Source organism: Rhodococcus sp. BUPNP1, assembly GCF_002215235.1.
Taxonomy (GTDB): Bacteria; Actinomycetota; Actinomycetes; order Mycobacteriales; family Mycobacteriaceae; genus Rhodococcus.
On record NZ_NERM01000017.1, the window covers coordinates 82,936 to 107,472 of the forward strand.

Here is a 24,537-nt window from a genome sequence, read left to right on the forward strand (position 1 = left end):
GCCTCATCTTTCGGACCGGGCATCGTGCGAGGACACTGATTCCATGACGTCCACGGGTGACGGTCCGCGACGGGCGGAACTGGTCGCCGCGCTGTCCCTCGCCATCGATCTGGGTCTCGGTCAGCCGATGGAGCACATGCTGCGCTCGGCAGTGATCGCCACGCGCATCGCCGACCGGATGGGACTGAGCGCCGACCAGCGGGACGTCGTCTTCTACGCCAACCTGGTGGCCTGGATCGGATGCCACGCGGACTCCCACGAACTGGCTCGGATGTTCGGCGACGACATCGCGTTCCGCGCCGATACCTACGCGGTGGACATGACGGGACTCCCCTTCTTCCGCATGCTGATGGGGCACAGCGGGCGGGGACTGCCGTACGCGGAGCGTTTCCTCCACGCCACGGCCTTCCTGTTCACCGCGCGCCGGCAGGTGTCCGATCTCATCCGGTCCCACTGCGGGTCCGCAAGTGTTCTCTCCGATCGCGTCGGGCTGGACCCTCGGGTGAGCGCGATGCTGACCTTCACCTTCGAGCGCTGGGACGGCGCGGGGCTACCTTCGGGCGTTCGCGGCGACGAGATTCCCGTCGAGATGCAGATCGTGCAGCTGGCCGACGTCGCCGAGGTGTATGTGCGTCTCGGTGGGCCCGCGCAGGCGGTCGCCGTCGCTCGTGCGCGAAGCGGAACCCAGTTCGGCCCTCGTGTGGTGCAGGTGTTCGTCGACGACGTCGATGCGATCACGGCGGGTGTGCTCGAAAAGGACGCATGGTCGGCGGCGCTCGCCCAGGCGTCGGATCGTGACTACATCCTGAGCAGACCCGAACTGGACGAGATGCTGCGCGCAATGGCGGATTTCGTCGACCTGAAATGTCCTTACCTGTTGGGGCATTCGAGACACGTGGCGGATCTGGCGGCGGCCGCGGGCCGGCATCGCGGACTTCCGGTCGACGAGGTCGAACTCCTCTACCGCGCGGGTCTCGTGCACGGACTGGGACGGATGGGTGTGCCCAATCAGATCTGGGAGAAGGCCGGTCCGCTCACCACCGCGGAATGGGAGCGGGTCCGCTTGTATCCGTATCTGACCGGACGGATCCTCAGCCGCGTCGGCGGGCTGGAGCCGGTCGTCGCCGTCGCTGTGACGCACCGCGAGCGACTCGACGGTTCCGGATATCCCGGCGGACTCCGGGCCGCCGACCTGGGCGTGACGGCGCGGATCCTCGCCGCCGCGGAGTCCTACCAGCGGCTACGAGAAGCTAGACCGCACCGCAAAGCATTGACGGCGGAGGCCGCGGCGGCCCGGATGTGCCACGATGCGCAGGCCGGTCGACTCGACACCGAAGCGGTCGAGGCCGTATTGCTCGCGGCGGGGCACCCGACGAAGCGACGCGCGCCCTGGCCTGCGGGACTGACGGGTCGCGAGGTGGAGATCCTCAGACTCGTCGCTCTGGGTTACTCGAACCGACAGATCGCCGACGAGCTGGGTATCGCGCACAAGACGACCCGCAATCACGTCGAGCACGTGTACACCAAGCTCGACGTCCACAACCGCACGCAGGCAGGACTCGCCGCCATCGACCTCGGCCTCAACTGATTAATGTGGATCCGCCCCCCGCTTCCGGGGTCGAACCCACACAATCAGTGTCCGCACCAGACGATGCGCCAGATGTATGCCGACGTACTACAAGACTGGGTACTTCCTCACCTCCGCACGCGATGACGCGACGAGCCGGAAGATCTGGTGTTCTCGACCGATATATACGCCGTCGAGAACACCAGATCGGAGCGGCGTCCTCGTCCGCTTACCGCGGGTCGTCGGAGTGGCTGACGATGTTGACGACCGTGCCGTCCGGTGCGCGAACGAAGAACCGCCGCACTCCCCACGGCTCCGTCGTCAGCGGATACACGATCTCGAACCCGCGACGCTGCGCCTCTTCGTAGGCCGCCTCCACCTCATCTCCGACGTGGACGGAGATCGCCGAGTCCACAGGAGCTGACTCGTCACCGCTGACCAACTGGACGACGGCACGACCATCGGGAGTGGCGAACCGCGCGACCCACCCGAGGTTCATCTCCTCGACGCTCAGCCCCAGATAGTCCGCGTAGAAACTCCGCGCCTCCCCGATGTCCGGGACGTTGATATTCGTGGTGATGCCGGTCGGACGCATGCGGTTCACTCCTTCGACGATCTTCGGTGGGTTCGACCCCGCTCAGCGGGGCTCGAGCCACACAAATCGGGACGATGGGCCATCTCGAATTCGAGTACACCACTACTCATGCCTCGCGGGTTCGATCGCGCCGGACTCGTGTGAACACCGGGTTTCCCGTCGTCGATATCGATGCCGGTGGAGCGGCTAGATGCGAACCACCGAAGCGAGCCGGTACGACGCCGACAGTCGCCGCGGATTGTTGTCCATGGTGAGCGGAGGTGAGTATCGGGAGTTCATGGTAACCCGGAAGGCCACCGAGTCGGCCACGCGCGCATCGCTCCCGACCACCCGACGACGAGGGAAGCCCCATAGTAGGTTCCACGACTCGTTGACCGGTCCGAGTGCGGCAGTGCAGTCCAGCAGGAGCGCTGGATAGGTCGACGCGACGGCTGGGTCGATCTCGACACCGTGCCTCTCGGCGTTCGACAACATCCAGGCGAGGCTGATGTCGGCGAGCGAGGTCGTCGGGAATCCACCGCCGACGTCGCAATGCACTCCTGCGAACCAGACCTGTTCGATGGTCTGCCCGTCTGCCGGTGCGCCTTCCCAGAGGGTCGGCGGGAACTGTCGACGTCGCTCGTCGAGTGACAGCGCATGGTAGCCGGCTTTGACGTCCCGGTGGAGCCGGGTGTCCAGGAAGCCGTAGTCCTTCTGGTCGAGCCGGCCGAAGAGTGCGCCCGGGATTCCGAGTGTTCCGACCGTGTCCCATACGCCGATCATCTCGATATGCCCGTCGACCATGCGGGTTCCGCCGGAAGGACCGGTCCACTTCTTGTCGGCGGGTGTCCGGTTGCGGTAGGCGTGGAAGGCCTGCTCGACGAGGCGACCGGTGGGTCGGCGGGACGGCAGCCCGCAGTAGGCGATCATCCCACCGAGGCTCCGCGCGGTGTACGCGCCGCGGCTGAAGCCGATGAGGAAGAGGCGGTCGCCCTCCTCGAAGACGTCGGCGATACGCCCGTAACCTTCCCGCACGTTCTCGATCAAGCCTCGCCCGAAGGCACCGCCCCGCAAGCGCGAGAGCAGGTTTCCTTCCGTACCCACTCCGGGGTCGTAGACCTTGACCTGGGTGGGGGTCGACGCGAGCGCTTCATGGAAGCGGTGCACATTCGTGTTCGTCCGCTTCCCCGAGTTCCAGGTTCCGTCTGCGCAATAGATGATGTTCTTCGGCATGTCGATTCGTCCTTGCCGCATCGGTTCGAAGCTGGTGCAACGATCGTCACGCGGCAGGGTGCGGCAGGCACGAGTAGTGCGCTACGCGAATGTCCTCGCGCCCACTCGGAACGGGAAGAGTGCACTTGCATCGCACGATGCATTTGTGGTGGCCATCCGGATCTCAGAGCGAGTCGGGGTGAAGTTCCACTGCCACTTCCACCGAGTCCTCAGGGTTCGACACGTCCGCGGTGAGATGTGCCGGCCGGAACTCATCCGCGTAGATCATCAGCGCATAAGGCCCTCGATAAGGTGTGTCGACGGCGAATCGCCCGTCGGCGCCGGAAAGGATGGCGATGTCGGGCATCGGCCCCGGTCCCATCTCCACCATCACGCGGGCGAACGGGACCGGGGCACCAGCAGACCGGACAATTCCTCGGATCACGCGGTCCACGCTTTCAACCGGTCGAAAACGGGCTGGGTGATCCGCACACCCGAATTCACGGGAACACCCGGTGACACGCCGTTGGTGTGGATACCGACGGCGTGCCGCTGGCCGTTCTCCAACCTGTACACCGCGCTACCGCTCTGACCACCGAAGGTATCGACCTCGTAGCGGAGCCGCTGCGCCGTCACGGACGACATGCGACGAGAGTGGTACCACTGCGTTCCGGTCGGCTTGTCGCCCGGGTAGCCGGCGATGTTGGCTGTCGTCGCCAGGAGGGTGGCATCGCTGTAGTTCGCGAATCCGAGCCAGCCGGTCTGCGAGCCGAGGTTCGACGGCAGGATCAGTGCGCCGATATCCCAGTTCGAATCTCCGCTGTTCGTCCAACCCGATACCGACCGGATCCCCGCTGCACCAACGACAACCGAGCCGTAAGGCAGAGACGTGCCGTTCCGTCCCGGCATCACCGTCACCGACCGTACCCACCCGCGACTGGGGCCGGTGCCCTGAACGAAGACGCAATGGCCGGCCGTGATGACGGTACGCGGACCGATGAAGAATCCCGTGCCGGAAGCGAAAGACCCGTCCGCCATCTGGATCAGCAGTGACGCGTGGACCCGCCAGGGGTACACCGCAGTATCGACGATCCGGACCCGGTCGTCCGTCTCGATCACGGACTCGGGAGACAGCTGGCCTTGCTCTGCCGGACCGAATGTCGCTTCCGCGGCGTCCGGCAATTGCCGGCGCAGTAGCTCTTCCAGTGTGGTGCCCAGGGGTTGTGGGGTTCCCGCATAGTCGGTGAGCACCTCTACGCCGGACAAGGTCCGATCGATCACTCCCGAATCGGATCCGGTGGATGGGGGTGATTGCTCGAGTACCGTCTCGGCGGCGACGAGATCCAGTGGCGAGGTCTCTTCCGCAGCATCGGTCACGACGACGGCACCGTTGAATGTAAGGGTCATTGTTCTTCCTTCCGAATTCGACCGAGAGTGTCACTCGGACTCGTGTCGAGAATGGAAGCGAACAGCGCCGACCGCACGAGTGCCCTACTACGCGGATTCGGGTGGCCGAGGGGCTCTCGAATCGAGTAGACGTCGCGAGGTCGGATCCTGCTGTCGTACTCGGGCAATCGTCCGAGTACGGAATCACCGTACTCCCGTGTGCGGGTGACGTCGCCAGTCATTTCGGGTAGCGCCCTACTCGTGTAGTCCCCGGGAATCACCGCGACGATTGGGGCGTGCCGACGGCGCCGCACTCCATTTCAGCGCCGTGTCGAAAGGGGATCCAGGATGCCTGCAAAGAATCGCGGAAACGGACGCACACCCCGCTCCGGAAAGGACGACCTCGCCGTCGCTCTGCGGAAGTTCATCCGCACCAAGGGCGCCGATTACCTCGATGATCCGAACGTCTCGTCCGTCGGCGTCGGTTACAAACACGTGGACGGCAAGCCCACCGACGAGCTCGCCGTGCAGTTCACGGTGAACGAGAAGGTATCGGAGCCCGAGGCTCTCGAAGCATTGGGTACCTCCCCGCTTCCCGAGAGCATCACCGTGAACGGTGTGGAGGTTCCGACCGATGTGATCGAGAGGTCGTACGAACCCGCATTCCATCGCGTCCCGGAAGCAACGACGCCGCCCCGGAAGACGCGACTGGATCCGATCGTCCCGGGTGTGAGCGTCGGGCACACGAGTGTCAGTGCCGGGACGATCGGATGCATCGTCTACGACATCGACAACCACACCCCGTACATGCTCAGTAATTGGCACGTTCTGCACAACGAGACGGGTCGGGTGGGTGACACGATCGTCCAGCCCGGTCCGCACGACGACAATCGCATCAACGACAACCGGGTAGGACGACTCGTACGGTCGCATCTGGGGCCGGCCGGGGACTGTGCCGTGGCGACGGTCGAGGATCGGCAGTTCGATCCGGAGATCTGCGGGCTCGGCGTGGTCCCGGACGCGATCGGAGAACCCGAGCTCGGTGACAAGGTGATCAAGAGCGGTCGCACCACCGGCATCACCCACGGTCTGGTGCGTCGTGTCGATGTGATCGCCAAGATCACGTATCGAGGGGTCGGCACGAAGTCCATCGGTGGGTTCGAGATCGGACCCGATCCAAAGCACCCGGCAGCCGACGGTGAGATCAGCAGCGGTGGCGACTCGGGAGCGGCGTGGATGTTCCGGTCCGGAACCGGCGCGGCGACCACCGTCCTGGCCGGGCTGCACTTCGCCGGGGAGGCCAACGGTAGCTCCGACGAGCACGCGTTGGCGTGCCTGCCGCAGTCCGTCTTCGAGAAGCTGGGTGTAACTCTCACCCCGCCGGCCTCGGAAGAGGCGGTCGCGGCCGTCGGTTACGACCCGAACTTCCTGTCGACGCCCGTCCCACTTCCCGACGTGACGGCCGAGGTGAAGCCCGACATCGCGAAGGCGAACGACGGGTCCGAGGTGCTGCACTACACGCACTTCTCGCTGGCGATGCGGAAGTCGCGCCGGTTCGCGGCCTGGGTGGCGTGGAACATCGACGGCGGATCCATGAAGAAACTCAGTCGCAAGAACATCGACTTCGTCAAGGATCCACGTCTGGCGGCGGACGCCCAGGTCGGCAACGAGCTGTATCGAGCGAACCGACTCGATCGCGGCCACCTCGCACGACGGGCCGACCTGCTGTGGGGCAGCACGAGCGAGGCGAAGAAGGCGAACACCGACTCGTTCTTCTACACCAACATCACCCCGCAGATGGACGACTTCAACCAGAGCGCCCGCGACGGCGTCTGGGGCAGGCTCGAGGACGCCGTCTTCGCTGATGTAGACGTCGACGACCTGAAGGTGTCGGCGTTCGGCGGCCCGGTGTTCGCGGACGACGACCGTGAGTTCAGGAGGGTGAAGATCCCCCGCGAGTTCTGGAAAGTGCTCGTGTTCGTGCAGAACGGCGAGCTCAAGGCCCGAGGCTTCCTGCTGAGCCAGAACCTCGACCAGCTCGAGGTGCTCGATCTCGACGAGTTCCGGGTATTCCAGGTGCCACTGACCGAGATCGAACAGCGCGCACTGCTGCGGTTTCCGCAGGCCTTGCATGATGCGGATCTGCAGGTCGCGGTGGAGGCGATCGCCGAGCCACTATTTTCGGTGGCCGTCATCCACTGGTGACGCTCGTATGGACGTGAGAACGGTTGCGTCTTTATAACTCTCGCGCGCTGAACCAAGGCTCGCCCCGCGTGTAGCGCGAGCGAACCTCGGTTCAGCGCGTCAAGTTGCGCCTGTTACAGTCTCCGCGCTGATCTCGAGGGGGTCGAGATCAACTCGAAGGGGGGCACGTGAAGTTAGTTCTGCTGCGCAAGGTACTGCCGATAGTTGGCGGAATCACGGCGCTGTTACTCCTTCCTCGAGTGTCCTCGCTTCTGGGTCCCGAAGTTCCATCAGCACCGACCTTGGTACCGACCACATCCGCGCCATCGACACAAGCAGGCCCACGAACCTCTCCCCCGCCATTGCCGGAGGGGTTCCCCTCCATGTTGCGTCCGCCGCCTCAAATGACCGCCGCGCCGGGCGGTCCGCAACCGATCAGCACCAGATACGGTCTCACATACGACATTCCTGCGGACTGGACCAATGACTACCGCTCTATCGCTGGGTGGTCGAACAAGGACGACCGGGCGAGCTTCGGGGCAATCGGGCATTTCGGCGAAGGTTACTGCTCGGAGAACGACGGCGCTCAACTGGCGATGTCGGGTGCCGCAGGTTCACGGGACCTCGACCTTCTCGCGGTCGCGTCGAAGGAGATTCGAGCTGTCGAGTGGATCTTCGATGACGACGCGGGCACACTGCCGACGGTCGAGTACGCCGAACCTGTGTGGTTCGAGGTGGCCGGCCGGCCATCCGTCCGACTCTCCGCCCATATCACGGACATCCCACAGATCAGCGAGTGCGACCCCGAATCGGCTCGATTCGACATTGTTGCGACACCGGGATACGCGACTGCAGAAACCATGGTGCTGATGGTCGAGGTGCATCAAGGCATAGATGGCGCGTACGACGCTGATGTTGCAGACGAAATCATTGCGACCCTCCGCCCCACGTAACCCGAGCCAGCGAGGAGCAGCGCCACATGCGCGAAGACTTTGATGTCATTCCCGAAGAAGTAGCCGGGGCGGCTGTGCTGTTCGAACAGATTGCAGACGATGCATCGGCCTCCACCGACTACATACGTGCGGAATGCAGTGTTCAGCAGGGGCTAGGGGCTGGGGTGCTCGCACTGCTGAGCGACCCTTTGGCCGCTACCGCCGATTTCATGTCGGCACGGTACGAAGAGTTGACAGCGGTGACGAGAACGACAGGTATGGAACTGAATCGAGCTGCATGGATGTACGCCGACCAGGACGCCAGAACGTACGACGCTCTCAACGCGAACATACTGTTCGAAGAGCTGATCGACACCCACTACGACTCGTACACGCGGGCGCCCGGCCCCGCGGCTCCGTTCATGGACCCGGAAACCTACCGGAAGGCCGAGGAAGTAGACCTTTCGCTGCCCGAAGTAGGAGCCGAGGATATTCGGCAGGTCATCGCGGACGCAGCAGGTTGGCTCGGAGATGTAGACGACGCCATTCACGCTGCAACGGGATGGAGTCCGCTCCTGCAGTTCGTGGAGCCTTTGACGGGAAACTGGAACGAACTGAAGCGTATCGGCGACGCATATCGCATCGCAGCGGAAGGCATGGAAACGTGTGGTTCCAACGTCCGCGCCGGCTATGAACAGCTCGATCCGCATTGGGACGGTGCGGCCGCTCAGAGCTTCACCGAACACGCTGAACGCCAAGCAGCAGCTATGGAGTGGGAAGGCCCGGTAGGCCGAGTAGCGAAAGAGATGTGCTTCTTCACCTCCGATAAGGTCAGGCAGGCGGCGATCAGCGGGGTTCAGCGACTCGCCACGATGCTGGAAGAGGAAGTCTCACTCGAGAACACCACCCAGGCATTGAAGTTCGCCGTCAAGAAGATTCCCTGGGTAGGCACGTACATCCAGGTGAACGCCATCGTCGAGATCATCAAACAAGCGGCTTCGCAGATCGATGATCTCGTCAATAGCGTGCGGGAGATAGTGGAGGCGCTCGAAGGATTCCTTGCGGCGATGGCATCTCCGTCCGGCTATCTCAACGAGAAGTTCGAAGAGAAGCTTGCACCGATAACCGACGCTTACAACGACACCAAGACCAAGGCCGAACTGGCCATGGACATCACCAGCGTGGCCGATGCAGGCGATACATACAACGCCCCCAAGTCCGGCTATGTCGTCGGCGATGACCCCTGGGCGGATGCCGTATGAGAGATGTCCCCTTCCACCTGGAAGCAGCCGTCCGCAGGATCCAGGACGCTGCATACAGCCTCGACACCCATCGCATCCGTGCAGACCATGTGTCCAACGGTGACTGGGATACGCGGATAGACGTCGACGAAGCACTGATGAGCCGGCTCGCAGGAACCGATACCGCCTCCGACTCGCTTCGAGCCTTCGCGTCCCGCGTCGACGCAGGCACAGCCGAGTGGCACGACATCGAACGGATCCTTCGCACTCTCCCACCGGAGGTGACCGAACTGAAGACATCGAAGCACTACCGCTGGTGTTGGGATTATCAGCCATCTGATGCAAGGCCGGTCGAGGACGAGCCAGAGCCATACAGAATTCCTTGGCAGCGATGATCGACGATCACGTGCAATCGATGTAGAAATACCCGGCGGACGCGGATTGCGAGGTGGTGCAGCTCCGCCTGATTTGTGTGGTTCCAGCCCCGGATCGCGGGGCTGGAACCACGCAAGTCGTCGTCGCGTCAGCATCGACGGCCAGGACATCGCGCAGCGTCAGGTGGTGACCGCGAACCCAGCGCGTAGCCGATCGAGCTGCTCCGGTGTCAGGGCCGTCGCGAATCGCTTCTTCTTGCCGCCGCTCGACGGATGGTCGAGATAGACGAACGCTCGGGGACGGCCGTCGTGAACGTGTTCGGCGTATCGGTGCTCTCCGCCGAGACCCAGGTCGAACAATTGTGAGACCTCCCGAGCCGCGTGCACACCGATGACTGCAAAGACCCGAGCTTCTGACGCGGCGGACAACACCTGCGGGAGGTATTTCGTCGCACATGTGTGACGCGCCTCGGCAACACCGATCTCATTCTTGCTCTTACAGTGCACGACTTCGGTGAGCGCGTAGTCGACACCAGGGATGGCGTCAGGAATCATTTCGAACGCCCGCTGGCGGACCGATGCCCAGAATCGAACAACGCCTGTGGACCAGCCACCTGCGGGTAGCGGGCTGCGGACGCCATTCAGGATCTGCCCCTCACCGCCATCGAATCGATCGGTGAAATAGCGAACGGATTCGGCGATGTCGTCTCCCCAGCGCGGGTACGCCTCGAGTGGATCGATCGAGGGGTTGCTGCTGATGAAAACCATGCGAGCTTTCTCTAGGTGCCCTGTCCACGGTTCGGGGACCTGATGCTCTCGTAGCGGCACGTCCTGGACGGAAACGATCTTCGAGCACGGCAGGTCTTCACCGGCTTTGCAGCGCGCCAGAATATCGCAGTGGATGATTGATTCCAGTACGCGATTGTCGGCGTTCAAGGTGCCCCTTTGCCTGAATTGAATTGACCGCCAGCAGAATAGCCGAAGAGGAGCCGATGCTCCATCGCGGATTCCGCATTCGCCGGCGCCAAGGATCCGACCCATGGTTCGGCCCGGAACGCGTGGCCACCAATGGACCCGATTCCTCGACTGTCGGCGCCGCACGCTCTAATGAGCCACATGAACGATACGCCCGATTTCGACACTGCGGCTGCAGCCGCACTGATCCGGAAGAACGCGCCCGAACCTCTTCAGGAGCATTGGGCCGACATCGATGGAGTTCTCTACCCTCCGAAGCAGGCGTATCACCTGATCAGCGGACAGCCGCGCTCCGAATTCAACACCCATTACGCTTTGGCTCAACTCCGCAAGTGCGGCTTCGCCACGAGCGTTTACACACCACGCGGCGCCTCGGACACAAGTCCTGCAGTCGACAAACCCGCGAGTGGCGACACGATCGGTCATCCTGAGCCGGCTACGACGACGCCGGGTACCTGGCGAGTGTCCGATGGATCTGCCGTGTCCTTCCGAGACGCGATCGCAGAGTGGGGAACGGTCGCACACGACGTCCTGCTCGAGACCGCTACCCGCTACAACGACTTCGTCACCTACAAGGAGCTGGCCGAGAAGGTCCAGGAGATCTCCGGAATCCGAACGAAGTCGCAGATGCGCAATTGGATCGGCAAGGTCCTGGCAGTCGTCGTCGAAGAATGTGCGCGCAGGGACGAGCCGCCACTCACCTCTCTGTGCGTCACCCAGAACCAGACCGTCGGCGACGGGTACCGCTTCGTCCTCGAGACGGCAGGTGAGCCCATCCCCGACGATCTCGATCACCACGCTGCCGAAGCCCGCCTCAAGTGCTACCGCGCATACAGCACCGATCTGCCCTCTAATGGGGGCACGCCTACGCTTCCACCCCAGGTCACCGCATCACGCGAAGCGGCAGCGCGTAAGGCTGCGGCAGCTCGTCCCGAGAAGGTCGAACTGTGCCCGGAACATCACACCGTCCTTCCCAGCAGCGGGCGCTGTGACTACTGCGAATGACGGATGAGCGAGTAGCCGGCACCCGACCCGTCACGGTTGCACGCGCCTCTACGAGTTGTCGACCTTTGCGGCGCAGTCCTCGCAAGCTCCTCCGCTCCCGGGGAGCACCGTGACCTCGAGGGCTGCTCGCAGGCGTTGGTAGGTGTTTGCCCAGGCCGCCGCCTCGTGGTTGCATGACGCAGCTTCCTCGGTTTCTCCGGAGGCGGTTGCCTCGTCAGCAGACGCCGACCATTCCAATTCTTGTTCCTTCACCAGGCGGAGGTACTCCAGGATGGCATCACGGTCGTGGTTGCATATGTGCGCGACTTTGACGGGCTCGAGCACTTTCGTTCCATCTTCGTCGAGGTGGATCAGAGCCGAGAGTGCGGGTGGTAGGGATTCGCCCTCATCGTCCTCGCCCGTTTTCTGCGCAACTTTCGGAGACCCGTCCTGATAAATGGCCTGGTACCTCGTCCGACCCTCTTCCCCCGCACCGTATTCCGTTTTGCAGCGGTTGATGAAGTCCTGCAGTTGCGCGATCGCGTCGTCCAGATGTCGCGGCACGAAAGGATGAGCTGGGATGTCGATCACGACGGACAGATGTTGTCCGTCGTCGACGAAACGCAGGTACGAGGTTCTGACCAACATCTCCACTCGCCGTTCGGGAAACTCCGCAAAACCGAACGGGCGAGCCATCTTCGGCACGATGACCAGGACTCGAGGATACGATGGACCGACCATCACCCGCACCATCTGCGACCCGAGGGGAATCTCCCAGGACTCGGGTCGCACCAATCTCACCCTGTCATCGAACATCCTTTTCAGCGAACGAAATACCAGTTTCCCGAGCTCACCTCGGTCCTGCACGATGACAGCGGTGTTCAATTCACTCTCCGTCATGAGTGAGTATTGACGAGTCTCCCGACCCAGCGGAACGGTGCGGTGTTCGAATCGACGAGTACGAACACGCCCGGTCGTATGATCGATGATTTTGGCCGACGTGCCGTTGGGATGCGAAAGCACGAATACACGCTCGAAGAGTTCCGCCAGATCACGAACGCCGAAAGCTCCACTGGCCGATTTCAAACGAAATTCGACAGACTCCCCTGGAGCAGGAATCGACGTTCGTACCGACTTTTCTTCCCACCGGGACAAATCACGGATTCTCTCGAGTTCTTGCTCAGTGAGTAACCGGGCGGGCACAGCTACACGCGACGGTCTACCCGACCGCGACTCGATCTCAACTCCTACCGTTCGCACACCGAGTTCCGCTTCGAGCACAACCGACGCGGAACCCTCGAGGTCCCAGATTTCCTCTCGGAGCCAGCTCGCGAACGAGGACCAGGCGTCCCGTTGCCGCTCCTCCCATGTTTCTGCGGCGTACACACGACGCTTGGGTAGCAGGATGTCATCGCCGTGCGCTCCGGTCATGGCGGAAGACTATGCACGCCTCCGGTGACCACTTGGCCAGCCTCAACTGCCGCATGTCACATTCGGAAGCTCCGCACCGATAGGGGCGAGTGGGCGATGAGTCGGTTCCGGCTGATATACGTCTGCTTGTTCGCAGAAGAGTTGGAGTGAAGCAGTGAGACACGAGTCGTTGTGGCGAAACAAGACGGTCGAGCAGTCCGGACTCGTGGTCCAGCTACTTGCCCAGCCGGCGGTCAACCTGGCACTGGTTCACAACTCCGTCCCGTTGGTTTCGAGTCTTCGCGTCACGAACTCGTCCGGCCGGCCGGCCGTCGACACCACCGTCACAGTCCGGCTGTTCGGCAACGGTGAAGAACTTGCGCCGACTTGGACTCGCACATACGAAGGCGAACTGCCCGATGGCGGCGACGCCTACTGGGATGACTTCTCGGACCTCGTCCCTGCAATTTCCTATCTGCGTGCACTGAACGAATCTCATCCCGCGACCATTGCAGTCACGGTGTCGACGATGTGGGCGACGGATGTCAACCTGACGATGCCGATTCAGGTCCTTGCGCACAACGAGTGGTTCAACGCGCCGATCTGCTACGACTCTCTGACCGCGTTCGTCCAGCCCAACACATCGGCTGTGCAGTCGGTCCTCAGCGATGCAGCCGAACTGCTGCGCACGAACACCGGCAGTTCGTCACTGGAGGGATATCAGAACGGTCCGGAACGGGCCGCGCTCATCGCCACTGCCATTTACGAATCGCTGCGATCCCGAGGGATCCGATACATCGATCCTCCTGCGTCATTCGAAGAAACCGGACAGAAGGTTCGCACCACGGCTCAGGTTCTCGACCAGAGTTTCGGCACCTGCATCGACCTGGCGGTTACCTACGCCGCATGCCTCGAAGCAGCCGGACTCCGTCCTTTGCTCTGGCTCGTCACCGGTCATGCCTTCACCGGGTTCTTGACCGAGGATGCGTCGCTTCCGTTCCCGACGATCCTGGAGCCGAACGCTCTCATCAATCTCGTCGAGTCCGGCAAAGCCATCGCCGTGGAAGCCGTCTACTACAACCAGACCGATGTCGGAGACTTCAAGGGGGCGATGAGGCGTGCTCGGGAGCACTTCGCGTCTCCCGACACCCTATGTGGTGTCGTCGATGTCGTCGCTGCCAGGAAGAGCGGTATCCGTCCGCTGCTTTCCGGCAACGACGTTGTGCCCACGGCTCAACCCCGGCAAGCCGACCTTCACGACGTCGTCCTCGCGCTACCCGACGAACTGAAGGCCCGCGGCAATACCGACGATGTCGTCCTCGACACCACGGACCACGCGCCCGCGAGAGTTCGGAAGTGGAAGCGCGCTCTGCTCGATCTAAGCACTCGAAATCGCCTCTTGAACTTGAAGCCGTCCGCGCAGGTCATCGACCTCCATGTACCTCAGGACGGACTCCCGCTTCTCGACGACATCATTCACTCCGGCGACTCGATCACTCTCACTCCCAACGATGATTTGGCGTCAATCCACGAATTGCAGGGCGCGCGGCGAGCCTCGGAGATCGCATCCGATGTACTCCTGTCCTATCTCGCGGACGACCGACGGCTGTACGGCGCGGTTTCGCGTGATCTGTACGCCAAGCGGTTCAAGGAACTCGCTCGCACGGCACGCACCATGCTCGAAGAGACGGGTAGGTCCAATCTCTATCTGACGCTCGGCGCACTCATTCACCGCACATCGACCGGCGCGGAGGCTCGCGCTCCCCTCTTCTTGTTGCCCATCCGTATCGTCGGCGGCACCGGACGGAAGCCGTTCCAGATCACCGTCGACACCACCGAGGTCGCGACTCCCAACTATTGCCTCGTAGAGTGGCTTCGCCTCAAGCACAATGTGTCGATCGAAGCTCTCGAGTCCCCGAAGCTGGACGACAGCGGCCTCGACATCGTTCACGCGCTTCGCGGTATCCGAGCAGCTCTCGTCGAGAACAACATCGACCTGCGGGTCGACGAGGTTGCCACAGTAGCAATCTGTCAGTTCGGCACCTTCGGAATGTGGAAGGACCTCAACGAGCACTGGGACGTCCTCGAGCAGAGTCCGATCGTCCGGCACCTCACGCACCACGCCGGCGAGTCGTTCCGTGATCCGCACGGCAACGAGAGCCTCGACAGTGTGGAGGTGGACGAGGCGTCCGTCCCGGTCCCCATCCCCGCGGACGGCTCGCAACTACGAGCAGTTGCGTTGGCTGCATCCGGCCGCACGTTCGTCATCGAAGGCCCTCCCGGGACCGGCAAGTCCCAGACCATCACCAATCTCATCGCGCACGCGCTCGAACGCGGTAAGACCGTCCTGTTCGTGGCAGAGAAGCAGGCCGCACTCGACGTGGTCAAGAAGCGCCTGTCGAAGGTCGGTCTGAGCAACTTTGCACTCGACTTGCACGGCAAGAGCCAGAGCCCGAGTGCAATTCGCGAACAGCTCAAAGCCGCGATCGACAACAACATCTACTACAACTCCCACAACTGGGACGCGAAGGTTGCCGAATTCAGGTCTAGGCTGGCGCCCCTCGCCGACTATCCCCACAAGATCCACAGCCGCAACGGCATCGACCATTCGTTGTGGCGTGCCTTCGAGGCGACGCTGGAGGTCGGCAACGGACCCGTCGCTCCGATCCCAACTTGGTACGTCGCGCGACCGACTCAGCCTTGGGCCACCATCCGGGACACCCTCGAGCTCTTCTCTCGTGCCGCCCATTCGTTGGAGATCCGCCCGGGCTCACCCTGGTCGCTTGCCGGGTCCGTGCCTCAGGGGATCGAAGACCAGCACGTCTCCCTCGCTGTGATTCGCTTCGCAAATGCGATCGATGCGGCTTTGGCGAGTCCACGGACCCGCACAATGCTCGAACGAGTGCAAACGCCCGAGGACGTCATTGCGCTGCTCCCCCAGGCTCGTCGCCAGCTCGGCCGTCCGGTTCCCGACGCAGCGACGCTCGCTTGGATGCGTAGTCCGCAATTCGCTGCTGCACGCGAAGCACTGTTCGTCGACATCAACCGCGCACATCAGAATTGCGCACCCGTGTTGCGGACCTTCATTCCGATGTTCCTGGAATCGGGCGACGTCGACTTCTTCATTGCCGAGGCGGAGGAGTGTGACAAGGGTCTTTTCGGCAAGAAGAAGAAGGCCGAGCAGTTCCAGCGAAGCCTCGCACCGTTCGCCAACCCGGATGCCGACCTCTCACCCCAGGCCGTGCTTCCGTTGCTGCGGATGATCTCCATGGCCCGCGAACAGATCACGCACCTCCGTACAACCGTCCGCGATCTCCTCGGGCCGTTCGCTCCGCCCGCCTGGAATCCGCTCGCTCCCACATGCACCGACGAGTTACGGCCGATCTTCGAATACATCGACGACACAATCCGTTTCGTCGACGAAACGCCGGGATTGTGGAAAGAGCTCGAATCCGCCGGATTCCTGACGGATCACGAAATCCGCGTGCTCGACGAAGCGGGCGGCGCGTGGGCGAGCTTGCGTTCGTGCCTCGGGACCACTGATGCCGACGTAGCACGTTGGACGAATGGCGACCACTGGCTCACTGCATGGCAACGCGACAGTCTCGTCGTGCGAGAAGAGGCGCAGTACGGCGGTTCTCAGCGATTCTTCGCGTGGTCACGCATGTCCGCATATCTCGAACCGTTGCGTCGCGCCGAGCTGCACGACTTCGTCGAAGCCCTTCTCACCGGCCAGATTCTTGCGGCCGATGCGCCGGTCGCTTTCATTCGTGGCGCAGCACGTGCTTCGCTCGACGAGCGGCGTCGCGCCACCGGGGTCATCAACTTCACCCCTACCCTGCGCGACGGTGAGATCTCGGACTTCGCGCGTAGTGCAGACGCACTTCGCGGCGAGCAGGTCAAAGCGTTGCCAGCCGCGTTGCTGTCCCGTCGTCCGTTCCAGGCCGGTGCGCTCCAGGGTGAAGTCGGTGAACTCCGTCGCGCGCTCGAACGCAAACGCGGCGGCGCATCCTTCCGCAACCTCATGGCACGGTATGCACACCACATCCTGGCGACGACGCCCTGTGTCTTCGTCAGTCCGACGTCGTTGGCTCAGTTCATCCCGCCGGGTTCGGCGACATTCGACCTGGTCGTGTTCGACGAGGCTTCTCAGGTGACTGTCGCCCAGGCCATCGGTGCTCTCGGCCGGGGTCGCGCAGCCGTCATCGTCGGCGACTCGCAGCAGATGCCTCCATCGACGTTCGGTCAGGTCAGTGCGGTCGACGATGATGAGGCGGACGAGGACGGGACGATCGCACCGGAGGATCTCGAGAGCATTCTCACCGAGTGCGTCGAGTCCGGAGTTCCACGTCTGTGGTTGTCGTGGCATTACCGCAGTCAGGACGAGACGCTCATCAACTTCTCCAACCAGAAGTACTACGAAGGTCGCCTCGCCAGCCTTCCGTCGCCCGGAGGGGACGACACGGCGGGTGTCGAGTGGCGACGCGTCGACGGTCACTTCAACCGTGAGAACCGCAAGGACGGGTACCGCACGAACCGCGTCGAGGCAGAAGCCATCGTCGAGGAGATCCGCACCCGGCTCGCCACCCCGCGCCTGGCCGGCCAGAGCATCGGCGTCGTCACCTTCAACCTCCAGCAGCGCGTTCTCGTCCAGGACCTCTTGGAGGCATGCGACGACCCCCTCGTCCGCGAGCAGCTTCGTCCTGACAAGGAAGAGGGCATCTTTGTCAAGAACCTCGAGAACGTCCAGGGCGACGAGCGCGACGTCATCCTCTTCACAACGGCGTTCTCGAAGAAGCCGGGTGAGTCCCAGCTGCCCCTCCAGTTCGGTCCTTTGAGCCGGGCGGGTGGCGAGAAGCGCTTCAATGTCGCCATCACGCGTGCCCGTCGGAAGGTCGTGATCTTCACGTCGTTCGAACCGTCCGATATCGATCTGTCGCGCACGAAGTCTGTGGGGCTCGCGCATCTGCGTGGGTATCTGGAGATGGCAGCGCAGAGGGTGGCTCCCAACCCGTCTGTGACGACGAACGACAACGTCGATGCCGTCCAGCGAAGCATCCGCACGGCCCTCGCCGACCGCGGGTACGAGGTCACCACGAACTACGGCCTGTCCGAGTTCGTTCTAGACATCGTTGTGCGAGAGCCCGGTTCCGATCATTGGCAGGTCGCAGTGATGCTGGACGGTCCGCGTTGGGCCGGCCGCCCGACCGTGTCCGACCGCGACCTCACCCCCCGATTGCTCGAAACTCTGATGCACTGGGGTTCGTCGGTGCGTGTGTGGCTTCCCGAGTGGATCGAGAATCCCGGGGCGGTCCTCGACCGTATCGATGCTGCTGTCGACACAGCGCGTGAACGCCGGCGACAGTACGAAGAACAGCTCGCCAAGGAAGCGGAGGCACGCGCCATCGCGATCGCGGAGGCAGAAGCACGCACCCCGGAGGAGCTCGTCGTCGAGAACCTGGAGGTGTTGGCCGATCTCTCCTTCGCGAAGGATGAGTCCGAGCAGGTGCGCGTGCCCGACACTGCCCCGGAGGAGCGGCACGAATTCGTCGCAGGAGTCGCGGCGACTACCACCCCCACGATCCACTTCGACGAAGCTCCGGCGTCGTCCTCCGCCGAACGCGACTGGCATGGTCGCGGCATTACCTACAGCTGTGCGCCGACCACTCCGCTCGGGGAGCGCGACGACCTCGACCGTGTCCACTCCACGTCGGTACGGCAAATCATCACCGACGCCGTACGCGAGACGGTGGAAATCGAAGGACCGATCCTCCTGGAGCGGTTGGCCCGGGACGTCGCGAGACGATTCGGGTTCGACCGGGTGTCCGCAGCGCGCAGGGATTTCGTAATCGATTGTGTGCCTAGTGAGTTGATCGAAACGACTTCTCTCGGATCTTTCGTATGGCCTCGCCAGATCGACAGGACCAATTGGCGCGGGTTCCGTACTACACCCGACGAGGTGACCCGCCCGGTCAGCGAAATCGCGCCCGAGGAAATCCTCAACGCGATGCACGCCACCTGCGAGGGCCGAGAACTGGACGTCGAAGCACTGATCCGGGAAACGTTGGCCATCTTCAACCAACGGCGCCTTACGGGTCCCACCCGTGAGCGCCTGGAGGAGTGCCTCAATCTCGGTCTCAGGAGCGGGCGCTTGATTCAGCTGGGGCCGGTGATCCGATCCGGTATCTGACTGCGTCCGACAACACCCATACTCGGCATCGACCGTCCGGAACTGCGACACTCTCGTCGTGCGCCAAAAACATTGGGCAACAACGATGTCGAGGATTCTCCTTGCGCTGATCATCGTTCGATGCCAAGATTCCAAGATCGTCACCGACCCGCGTGGCGTCACAAGTGAAGAAGGCCCGCCAGGAGCGGCAACTCCCGACGGGCCGGATGTCCGACTAAGTAGGAGTCGAACGTGGGCCAGAATACCCTGGCTGGCGGCGTGCGTCGTGGACCGCGCCTCGCCAGCAACTTCACGATCCTCAGCAATGCCGTCATCAACGACGAGCGCTTGTCCTTCCGCGCCCGTGGCGTGCTCATCTGGCTCTTGTCGAAGCCGGACGACTGGCGTACTCGATCCGACGCGATAGCCGGCCAGTCACCGAAGGAGGGACGAGACGCCATACGCTCCGCCCTCCGAGAGCTGGCTGAGCTTGGCTACTTGATCCGAGAGAAGATCCAGAACGAGCGCGGGCAGTGGATCACTATTCAAACGATTTATGAGGAGCCGCGCACCGACCCGGGGCCTGAAAAGCCGACGCACGGTCACGCGGATAACGGTATGTCAGGCGCTCTTACCAGTACTGATGATCCAAGAACGAAAACCAACCGCACCCGGCCGGCGTCCAATGCTCCGCTCACTCCAGCCGTGGCAGGCCTGGCAGCGGCCTGCAAGCAAGCGGGATTGATGGCGACATTCGCGTACCTCAAGCCTGAGGCGGCAACTGCAATCGAGAATCTGATCGACACCCACGGCACCGCGAAGCTGGTCGCAGCAGCCAGGGCAGTCCATCGTCCGGAGAACCCCATGAAGTACGCACAAGCGTGGGTGCGGATGTGGCAAGAATTGACCGTCCCACGCAGCGTCCCGGAGAAGTGCGACGCCTGCGACGAGTACGGATGGTTACCGGACGACGAGTACGGGCGTGCGGTGAAGTGCCGGTGCCGCGGCGATCGCGTCGCGTAAGCAGGCTTACACCCGTTGGATCACCTCTGAGAAACAGAATTTCAGTCTTTTCGGATATGCCGTAACGGATTTCACACTGCCGCCGAAACAAACAAGTGCACCGGTTCGGCGTCCATTGCCGGCCCCTATGAATTGGTATACACATGCTCTACTCCACCCTCGCGCATGCCATTCTGGCCGCGGTCATCCATCCCTGCTTCCGCGTCGAGCAGGTGTAACCATGTCGACGAATCCCTCCCGAACGCCCCAACGTGACCGGGGAGCACGCACTCGCCTGGGAAAGCTCATTGCTGTAATCGCGATCGTGTTCGGCGCGATGTTTGCGTTGACCGTCTTCGCAGGAGCGTGGGGCATGCAGTCTTCGGACTCCTTGCGGTCGCTGCCGGCGTCATGTACTTGCGCGAGGACCGCACACGTCCTGCGCGCTACAAATGGGCGGCATGGGCCCTCATCCCCAGCTTCATACTCGCTGGCGCTACTGCCCCAGATCCCGAACCTGAGCCGGAAACGCCACTACCGAGCAGACTTCCGCTATTGCAGCACCGATCTCCTCCTCCACATCGACTACGACGACGCCGCCACCGGAGCCGCTACCGGCACCGGCCAGTTTCGAGTTAGTCGACAGCGATGGCGCAACGCAAGCGCTGAAGACTCTTGCAACGATCAGCGTCCGCGATGAAGCACCTTCCACGCAGTTCGATCTCTCTCGTTTCGGTGAAGAATGGTCCGACGACGTGGCAGTCGACGGTGGCCACAACGGCTGCGACACGCGTAACGACATCCTCCGCCGCGATCTGACGGCCGTATCACTCGATCCGCAGTCTGTGTGCACAGTCCGCACCGGAACGCTCGAAGACGTCTACACAGGTGATTCGGTCGCATTCGACGATGTCGTCATCGACCACGTCGTCTCGTTGAGGGATGCATGGCAGAAGGGTGCGTACGAACTCGATGCCGAGACCTCCGGGACCTGGCAAACGATCCTCGTAACCTTCAGGCGGTCGCACAGAACGTCAGCACGGAAAAGGACGAGAGGGACGCTTCTGCATGGTTTCCATCGAACGAGGGATACCGCTGCACGTGTGCAGCACGGCAGGTCGAGGTGAAGGCCGCTTACCAGCTGTGGACTACGATCACGGAACACCAAGCGCTCGAGCGTGAATTGCTTTCGTGTGGCGGCATTGCCCCGACGCCGACGCCGACGCCCACGACTACCGAGCCCGCGCCGACCACAGAGCAGTACACACCTCCGCCGGCGGCTGCGTTCGTCGCTCCTCCCCCGCCGGTCGAGATCGAACCGGCACCAGCTCCTGCTTCCGCTCCCGCTCCCGCTCCCGCTCCCGCTCCCGCTCCCGACAGTGGTTACAGCGGCGGTTGCGGAGCGAACAGCTACGTCAATGTGAACGGCAACTCCATTCCCGGCCCTGTCCAGGCGCCCACAGCTCCGGCTGGAGCATCCGCCCGCTGTGCCGATGGCACGTACTCGTTCAGCCAGAATCGACGCGGCACTTGCTCGGGTCATGGAGGTGTCGACGAATGGCTGTAATTGCACTCGGCAGCCGACCTCGGACATGCAGTTGAGCACTGTACAGATTCCCGGACACAGAGATTCGGATCGAGTCGCTCGGTCACGGTATAGCTATTGTGGCTTGCATGACAGCAGCATGGGTGGTGCGATCCGGCAAGCTCGGAGAACGTGATCAGATCGCTCTCGAGCAGTCCTGCTCCGGTGGCGGATGGGAAGAACTCCCGGATCTGACCGATTGCACCAGCCGCGACGAAGTAGCGAAGGTCGTCAACGACGTTCTGAGTAGGGAAAGCAAGGGACGAATCCAAAATGCCGTCGCCCAGTTATGGGCACTACGAGGCCGAATCACACCCGGCGATATCCTGGTGATGCCGATGAAGACAACCAAACAGCTGGCTTTGGGCAGAGTCACGGAGGGCTACCGCTATCGCAGCGACAATTCGCCGGCGATGCGTCACGTGGTCTCGGTTGATTGGCAACGAACAGATCTTCCCCGCTCGGCCGTCAAGCAGGATCTGCTCTACATCCTCGGCAGCGTGTTAACGGTGTTTGCCCCCAGCAAGAACAACGCTGTGGCTCGCCTCGACTACGGCACCGATCCGGGCGCTGTCGAGCCCTTGCCTACCTTGATCAGCCAAGGGGCGACATCGGTCGAGGCGGACAGTTCAGTCGATTCTCCGGAGCTGAGCACGGATTTCGAACAGGTGGTCACAGACCAGATTCTGACTCGGATCTGTGAGGACTTCGCCGGTCATGAACTGGCCGGTCTCGTGACTGCGGTGCTGGAAGCGGAAGGATTTCGATGCGACATGGCACCTCCGGGACCGGACGGTGGTGTCGACATTACCGCAGGACGCGGTCCGCTCGGGCTGGACACCCCGACCTTGTTGGTGCAGGTGAAGTCGGGCGGACAGGTGGGCGGACAGGTGGGCGCACCGGTGGTGTCCCAGTTGCAGGGCGTGATGTCCGCACAGGGCGCAGATCAAGGTCTACTGGTGGCATGGGGTGGACTGACTCGCCCGGCGCGCGATCAGATGCGACACCATCGGCTGCGGATCCGAGTGTGGGAAGCGGCCGATGTGGTGGACGCGGTATTGCGTAACTACGCACGGCTCCCTTCCGGTATCCAAACCCGGCTACCACTGAAACAGGTTTGGATGCTGAGCAATCCGGAGGACTGACCGGGAAAGAGTTCGCCTCTGTCAATAGGCACTTACTGGCAGCAAGAAGTCACCGCTCGGCAATCCTGGCGAGGATGGCTTCGAAGGTCACCGGCGTGCGCCCTCTCGATAAAGCGAAACGTCAGCACTGAGCCCTGCTCGGCGACTGTTTCCGATCGCCCTGCCAAATTGGTACAACCGCGCCTCGATCGACTCGGGTGAGACTTCATACATGCCAGCCCATCTGTGCATGTCTAACCCGAGTTGGCTCATTTCGTTAGTGCGTGGCTTCGGTACCTGAAATCCGATCGAGCAGCACCTGCATATCGGCCTCGACCTGCGGCGGGAGCGTGTGTCGGGTGCCGTTGATCGCGATGGTCGCCGACCGCAGCGGCCGCAACAGCTTGACGACCTTGCCGATCGCGAGACCGCTGCGGTCCTGCACCACCCGGGAGACCGCCAACGCCGCGAACACACCGTCAGGTGCGCCTCGGTGGCGTCGCGGGTGCGGTGGAAGATCGGTCGTGCCCGCAGATCCGTTTTCGACATCCGAAACGACTGCTCCACGTGCCACAACTCGTGATACTTCCCGATGACTTCACTCGGATCGATTAGCGAGACAAGAAGGTTGGTGACGTAGCCTTTCAGCCCGACGAGCATCCGGGCTCGTTCGAGCGACGCGGTATCCAGTCGCCGGCCTTTCGCAGTCGTCTTCACGAACCGCGTCGATTTCGGGGCGGTGTCCCCGTCGACCACTGCCCGGGCGCGGGCTTCCTGCGCGTTGAGTGTTTTCTCGTCCCGGGCGGCGCGGCTGCGCGAGTACTGCCAGATCGCCCGCCACGCATTCGGATGGTCCCTCTCGTTCCAGACGGGCTCGGCTCGTCGCCGGCGGTTGTTGACCACGGAGCGGCCGTGCCGTGGTGTGATCGTGTCGATGATCTGCCCATCGGTGAAAACATTGCCGTTCCAATGGAAGTGGGAGGCTAGATCACCGGGCGCTTTCGTGGCGCGGGAGCCGACGATGAACTTCACCCCGGCCTCGTACAACGCTGCGAGATTGGACGCGGACAGCATCCCGGCGTCGGCGGCGACGACCATCTCGACCCCGTCGAGGTCGTGACGGGCCTGGAACTGTCGCACGATCGGCACAATCGTGTGGGTCTCGGCCGAATTGCCCTCGTAGCATCCGATCTCGAGCGGCAAACCGGTGCGATCCACCAGCAGCCCGACAACGATCTGCGGGTCGACTCGTCGTTCCTTCGAGTTATGCCGACCTCGGCATAACTCGAATAGCCGACCTTGCGCAGGTCGTCTTCCTTCTCCGCTTCGAAGTACAAGGTGGTGGCGTGTCCCCTGTGAGTAGATCCGGGTTGTTCTAGAGTCCTGATTGCCCTGGTAAGGGCGAAGAAGGGACGATAGGAATCATGGCGGGACGCAAACGTCACTCGGCCGAGGACATCGTGCGCAAGCTGCGCCGGGCCGACGAGTTGGCCGCGGAAGGCAAGAACGGCGAGGAGATCGCCGCCGCGCTCGAGGTGTCGGCGGCGACGCTGTACAACTGGCGTCGTCAATACGGCGGCATGGATGCCGATGCGGCGAAGGAGCTCAAGGAACTGCGGGAGCAGAACAGCCGGCTCAAACGGTTGCTCGCAGATGCCGAGTTGGAGAAGGACGCGTTGCGGGAGATCGCGAAGGACGCTCCTATAGAGGTCAAGTGGTCAGAGCTCGGTAGTCCTGTCGTAGCGCGGTGAACACTTCGCGGGCGAGATAGCGTTTCTGGCATCTGATGATCTCAGGCATCGATTTGCCCTCTGATGT

At 62.8% G+C, this 24,537-nt stretch carries 17 protein-coding genes and 2 pseudogenes; 12 read left to right on the plus strand and 7 right to left on the minus strand.

All coding sequences use genetic code 11. The annotated features are described in order from the left end of the window. Window positions 1-43 precede the first annotated feature (43 nt). The gene (locus tag B9C99_RS17740) at window positions 44-1,588 is read left to right on the plus strand and encodes an HD domain-containing phosphohydrolase (RefSeq protein WP_088898765.1); all 1,545 of its coding nucleotides are present in this window, start codon (window positions 44-46) and stop codon (window positions 1,586-1,588) included. Window positions 1,589-1,796: 208 nt separating this feature from the next. Here B9C99_RS17740 and B9C99_RS17745 read toward each other — a convergent pair whose 3' ends face one another. From B9C99_RS17745 to B9C99_RS17760, 4 genes are all read right to left on the minus strand, one after another. Then, window positions 1,797-2,162, minus strand: coding sequence for a VOC family protein (locus tag B9C99_RS17745; RefSeq protein ID WP_019288181.1), 366 nt, complete (start codon window positions 2,160-2,162; stop codon window positions 1,797-1,799). Window positions 2,163-2,348: 186 nt separating this feature from the next. Next, window positions 2,349-3,374: a DUF2235 domain-containing protein gene (locus B9C99_RS17750; RefSeq protein WP_253250116.1), complete on the minus strand. Its 1,026-nt coding sequence runs from the start codon at window positions 3,372-3,374 to the stop codon at window positions 2,349-2,351. A gap of 163 nt (window positions 3,375-3,537) precedes the next feature. Further along, the gene (locus B9C99_RS17755) at window positions 3,538-3,807 is read right to left on the minus strand and encodes a carboxypeptidase-like regulatory domain-containing protein (RefSeq protein ID WP_016692132.1); all 270 of its coding nucleotides are present in this window, start codon (window positions 3,805-3,807) and stop codon (window positions 3,538-3,540) included. Continuing rightward, entirely contained in the window at window positions 3,795-4,760 is a 966-nt protein-coding gene (locus B9C99_RS17760; RefSeq protein ID WP_016692133.1) for a serine protease, read from the minus strand. The genes B9C99_RS17755 and B9C99_RS17760 overlap by 13 nt, the downstream gene beginning before the upstream one ends. 327 nt (window positions 4,761-5,087) lie before the next feature. Between B9C99_RS17760 and B9C99_RS17765 the strand changes: the two genes are divergently transcribed. The 4 genes from B9C99_RS17765 (at window position 5,088) to B9C99_RS25630 (ending at window position 9,491) form a co-directional block, all read left to right on the plus strand. Beyond that, window positions 5,088-6,944, plus strand: coding sequence for a DNA/RNA non-specific endonuclease (locus B9C99_RS17765; protein ID WP_088898767.1), 1,857 nt, complete (start codon window positions 5,088-5,090; stop codon window positions 6,942-6,944). A 362-nt stretch (window positions 6,945-7,306) separates the two neighbouring features. Beyond that, entirely contained in the window at window positions 7,307-7,876 is a 570-nt protein-coding gene (locus B9C99_RS25910) for a hypothetical protein (RefSeq protein ID WP_088898779.1), read from the plus strand. Window positions 7,877-7,902: 26 nt separating this feature from the next. Beyond that, the gene (locus tag B9C99_RS17775; protein WP_253250117.1) at window positions 7,903-9,117 is read left to right on the plus strand and encodes a hypothetical protein; all 1,215 of its coding nucleotides are present in this window, start codon (window positions 7,903-7,905) and stop codon (window positions 9,115-9,117) included. Continuing rightward, a complete protein-coding gene (locus B9C99_RS25630) occupies window positions 9,114-9,491 on the plus strand; it encodes a hypothetical protein (RefSeq protein ID WP_143543569.1) in 378 nt (125 codons plus the stop codon). The genes B9C99_RS17775 and B9C99_RS25630 overlap by 4 nt, the downstream gene beginning before the upstream one ends. Window positions 9,492-9,650: 159 nt before the next feature. Here the strand turns inward: B9C99_RS25630 and B9C99_RS17780 are convergent, their stop codons facing one another. Then, window positions 9,651-10,406, minus strand: coding sequence for a hypothetical protein (locus tag B9C99_RS17780; RefSeq protein WP_143543570.1), 756 nt, complete (start codon window positions 10,404-10,406; stop codon window positions 9,651-9,653). Window positions 10,407-10,925: 519 nt separating this feature from the next. Here B9C99_RS17780 and B9C99_RS17785 point away from each other — a divergent pair. Further along, window positions 10,926-11,450 carry a hypothetical protein gene (locus tag B9C99_RS17785; protein ID WP_088898769.1) on the plus strand — a complete coding sequence of 175 codons (525 nt, stop codon included), beginning with the start codon at window positions 10,926-10,928 and terminating at the stop codon, window positions 11,448-11,450. A gap of 48 nt (window positions 11,451-11,498) precedes the next feature. Here the strand turns inward: B9C99_RS17785 and B9C99_RS25635 are convergent, their stop codons facing one another. Beyond that, on the minus strand, window positions 11,499-12,860 hold the full coding sequence (locus tag B9C99_RS25635; protein WP_143543571.1) for a hypothetical protein: 1,362 nt from the start codon (window positions 12,858-12,860) through the stop codon (window positions 11,499-11,501). A gap of 154 nt (window positions 12,861-13,014) precedes the next feature. On the opposite strand from B9C99_RS25635, the gene B9C99_RS17795 reads away from it, so the two are divergent. The 5 genes from B9C99_RS17795 to B9C99_RS17810 all read left to right on the plus strand — a co-directional run bounded on the left by B9C99_RS17795 (window position 13,015) and on the right by B9C99_RS17810 (window position 22,740). Continuing rightward, the gene (locus B9C99_RS17795) at window positions 13,015-19,029 is read left to right on the plus strand and encodes a DUF3320 domain-containing protein (RefSeq protein WP_088898771.1); all 6,015 of its coding nucleotides are present in this window, start codon (window positions 13,015-13,017) and stop codon (window positions 19,027-19,029) included. Window positions 19,030-19,260: 231 nt separating this feature from the next. After that, window positions 19,261-20,031 (plus strand): replication protein, encoded by a 771-nt coding sequence (locus tag B9C99_RS17800; protein ID WP_088898772.1) that lies wholly within the window; start codon window positions 19,261-19,263, stop codon window positions 20,029-20,031. Window positions 20,032-20,765: 734 nt separating this feature from the next. Continuing rightward, the gene (locus tag B9C99_RS26160) at window positions 20,766-21,137 is read left to right on the plus strand and encodes an HNH endonuclease family protein (protein WP_253250118.1); all 372 of its coding nucleotides are present in this window, start codon (window positions 20,766-20,768) and stop codon (window positions 21,135-21,137) included. Beyond that, window positions 21,134-21,577 (plus strand): DUF3761 domain-containing protein, encoded by a 444-nt coding sequence (locus tag B9C99_RS26285; protein WP_301179094.1) that lies wholly within the window; start codon window positions 21,134-21,136, stop codon window positions 21,575-21,577. Before B9C99_RS26160 ends, B9C99_RS26285 begins: the two co-directional genes overlap by 4 nt. 107 nt (window positions 21,578-21,684) lie before the next feature. Further along, window positions 21,685-22,740 carry a restriction endonuclease gene (locus B9C99_RS17810; protein WP_088898774.1) on the plus strand — a complete coding sequence of 352 codons (1,056 nt, stop codon included), beginning with the start codon at window positions 21,685-21,687 and terminating at the stop codon, window positions 22,738-22,740. A 256-nt stretch (window positions 22,741-22,996) separates the two neighbouring features. Here B9C99_RS17810 and B9C99_RS17815 read toward each other — a convergent pair. Further along, window positions 22,997-24,062, minus strand: a pseudogene (locus B9C99_RS17815) (IS1634 family transposase); the annotation flags it as partial. A gap of 81 nt (window positions 24,063-24,143) precedes the next feature. Here B9C99_RS17815 and B9C99_RS26170 point away from each other — a divergent pair. Next, window positions 24,144-24,413 (plus strand): annotated as a pseudogene (locus tag B9C99_RS26170) (transposase); the annotation flags it as partial. Between the last annotated feature and the right edge of the window lie 124 nt (window positions 24,414-24,537).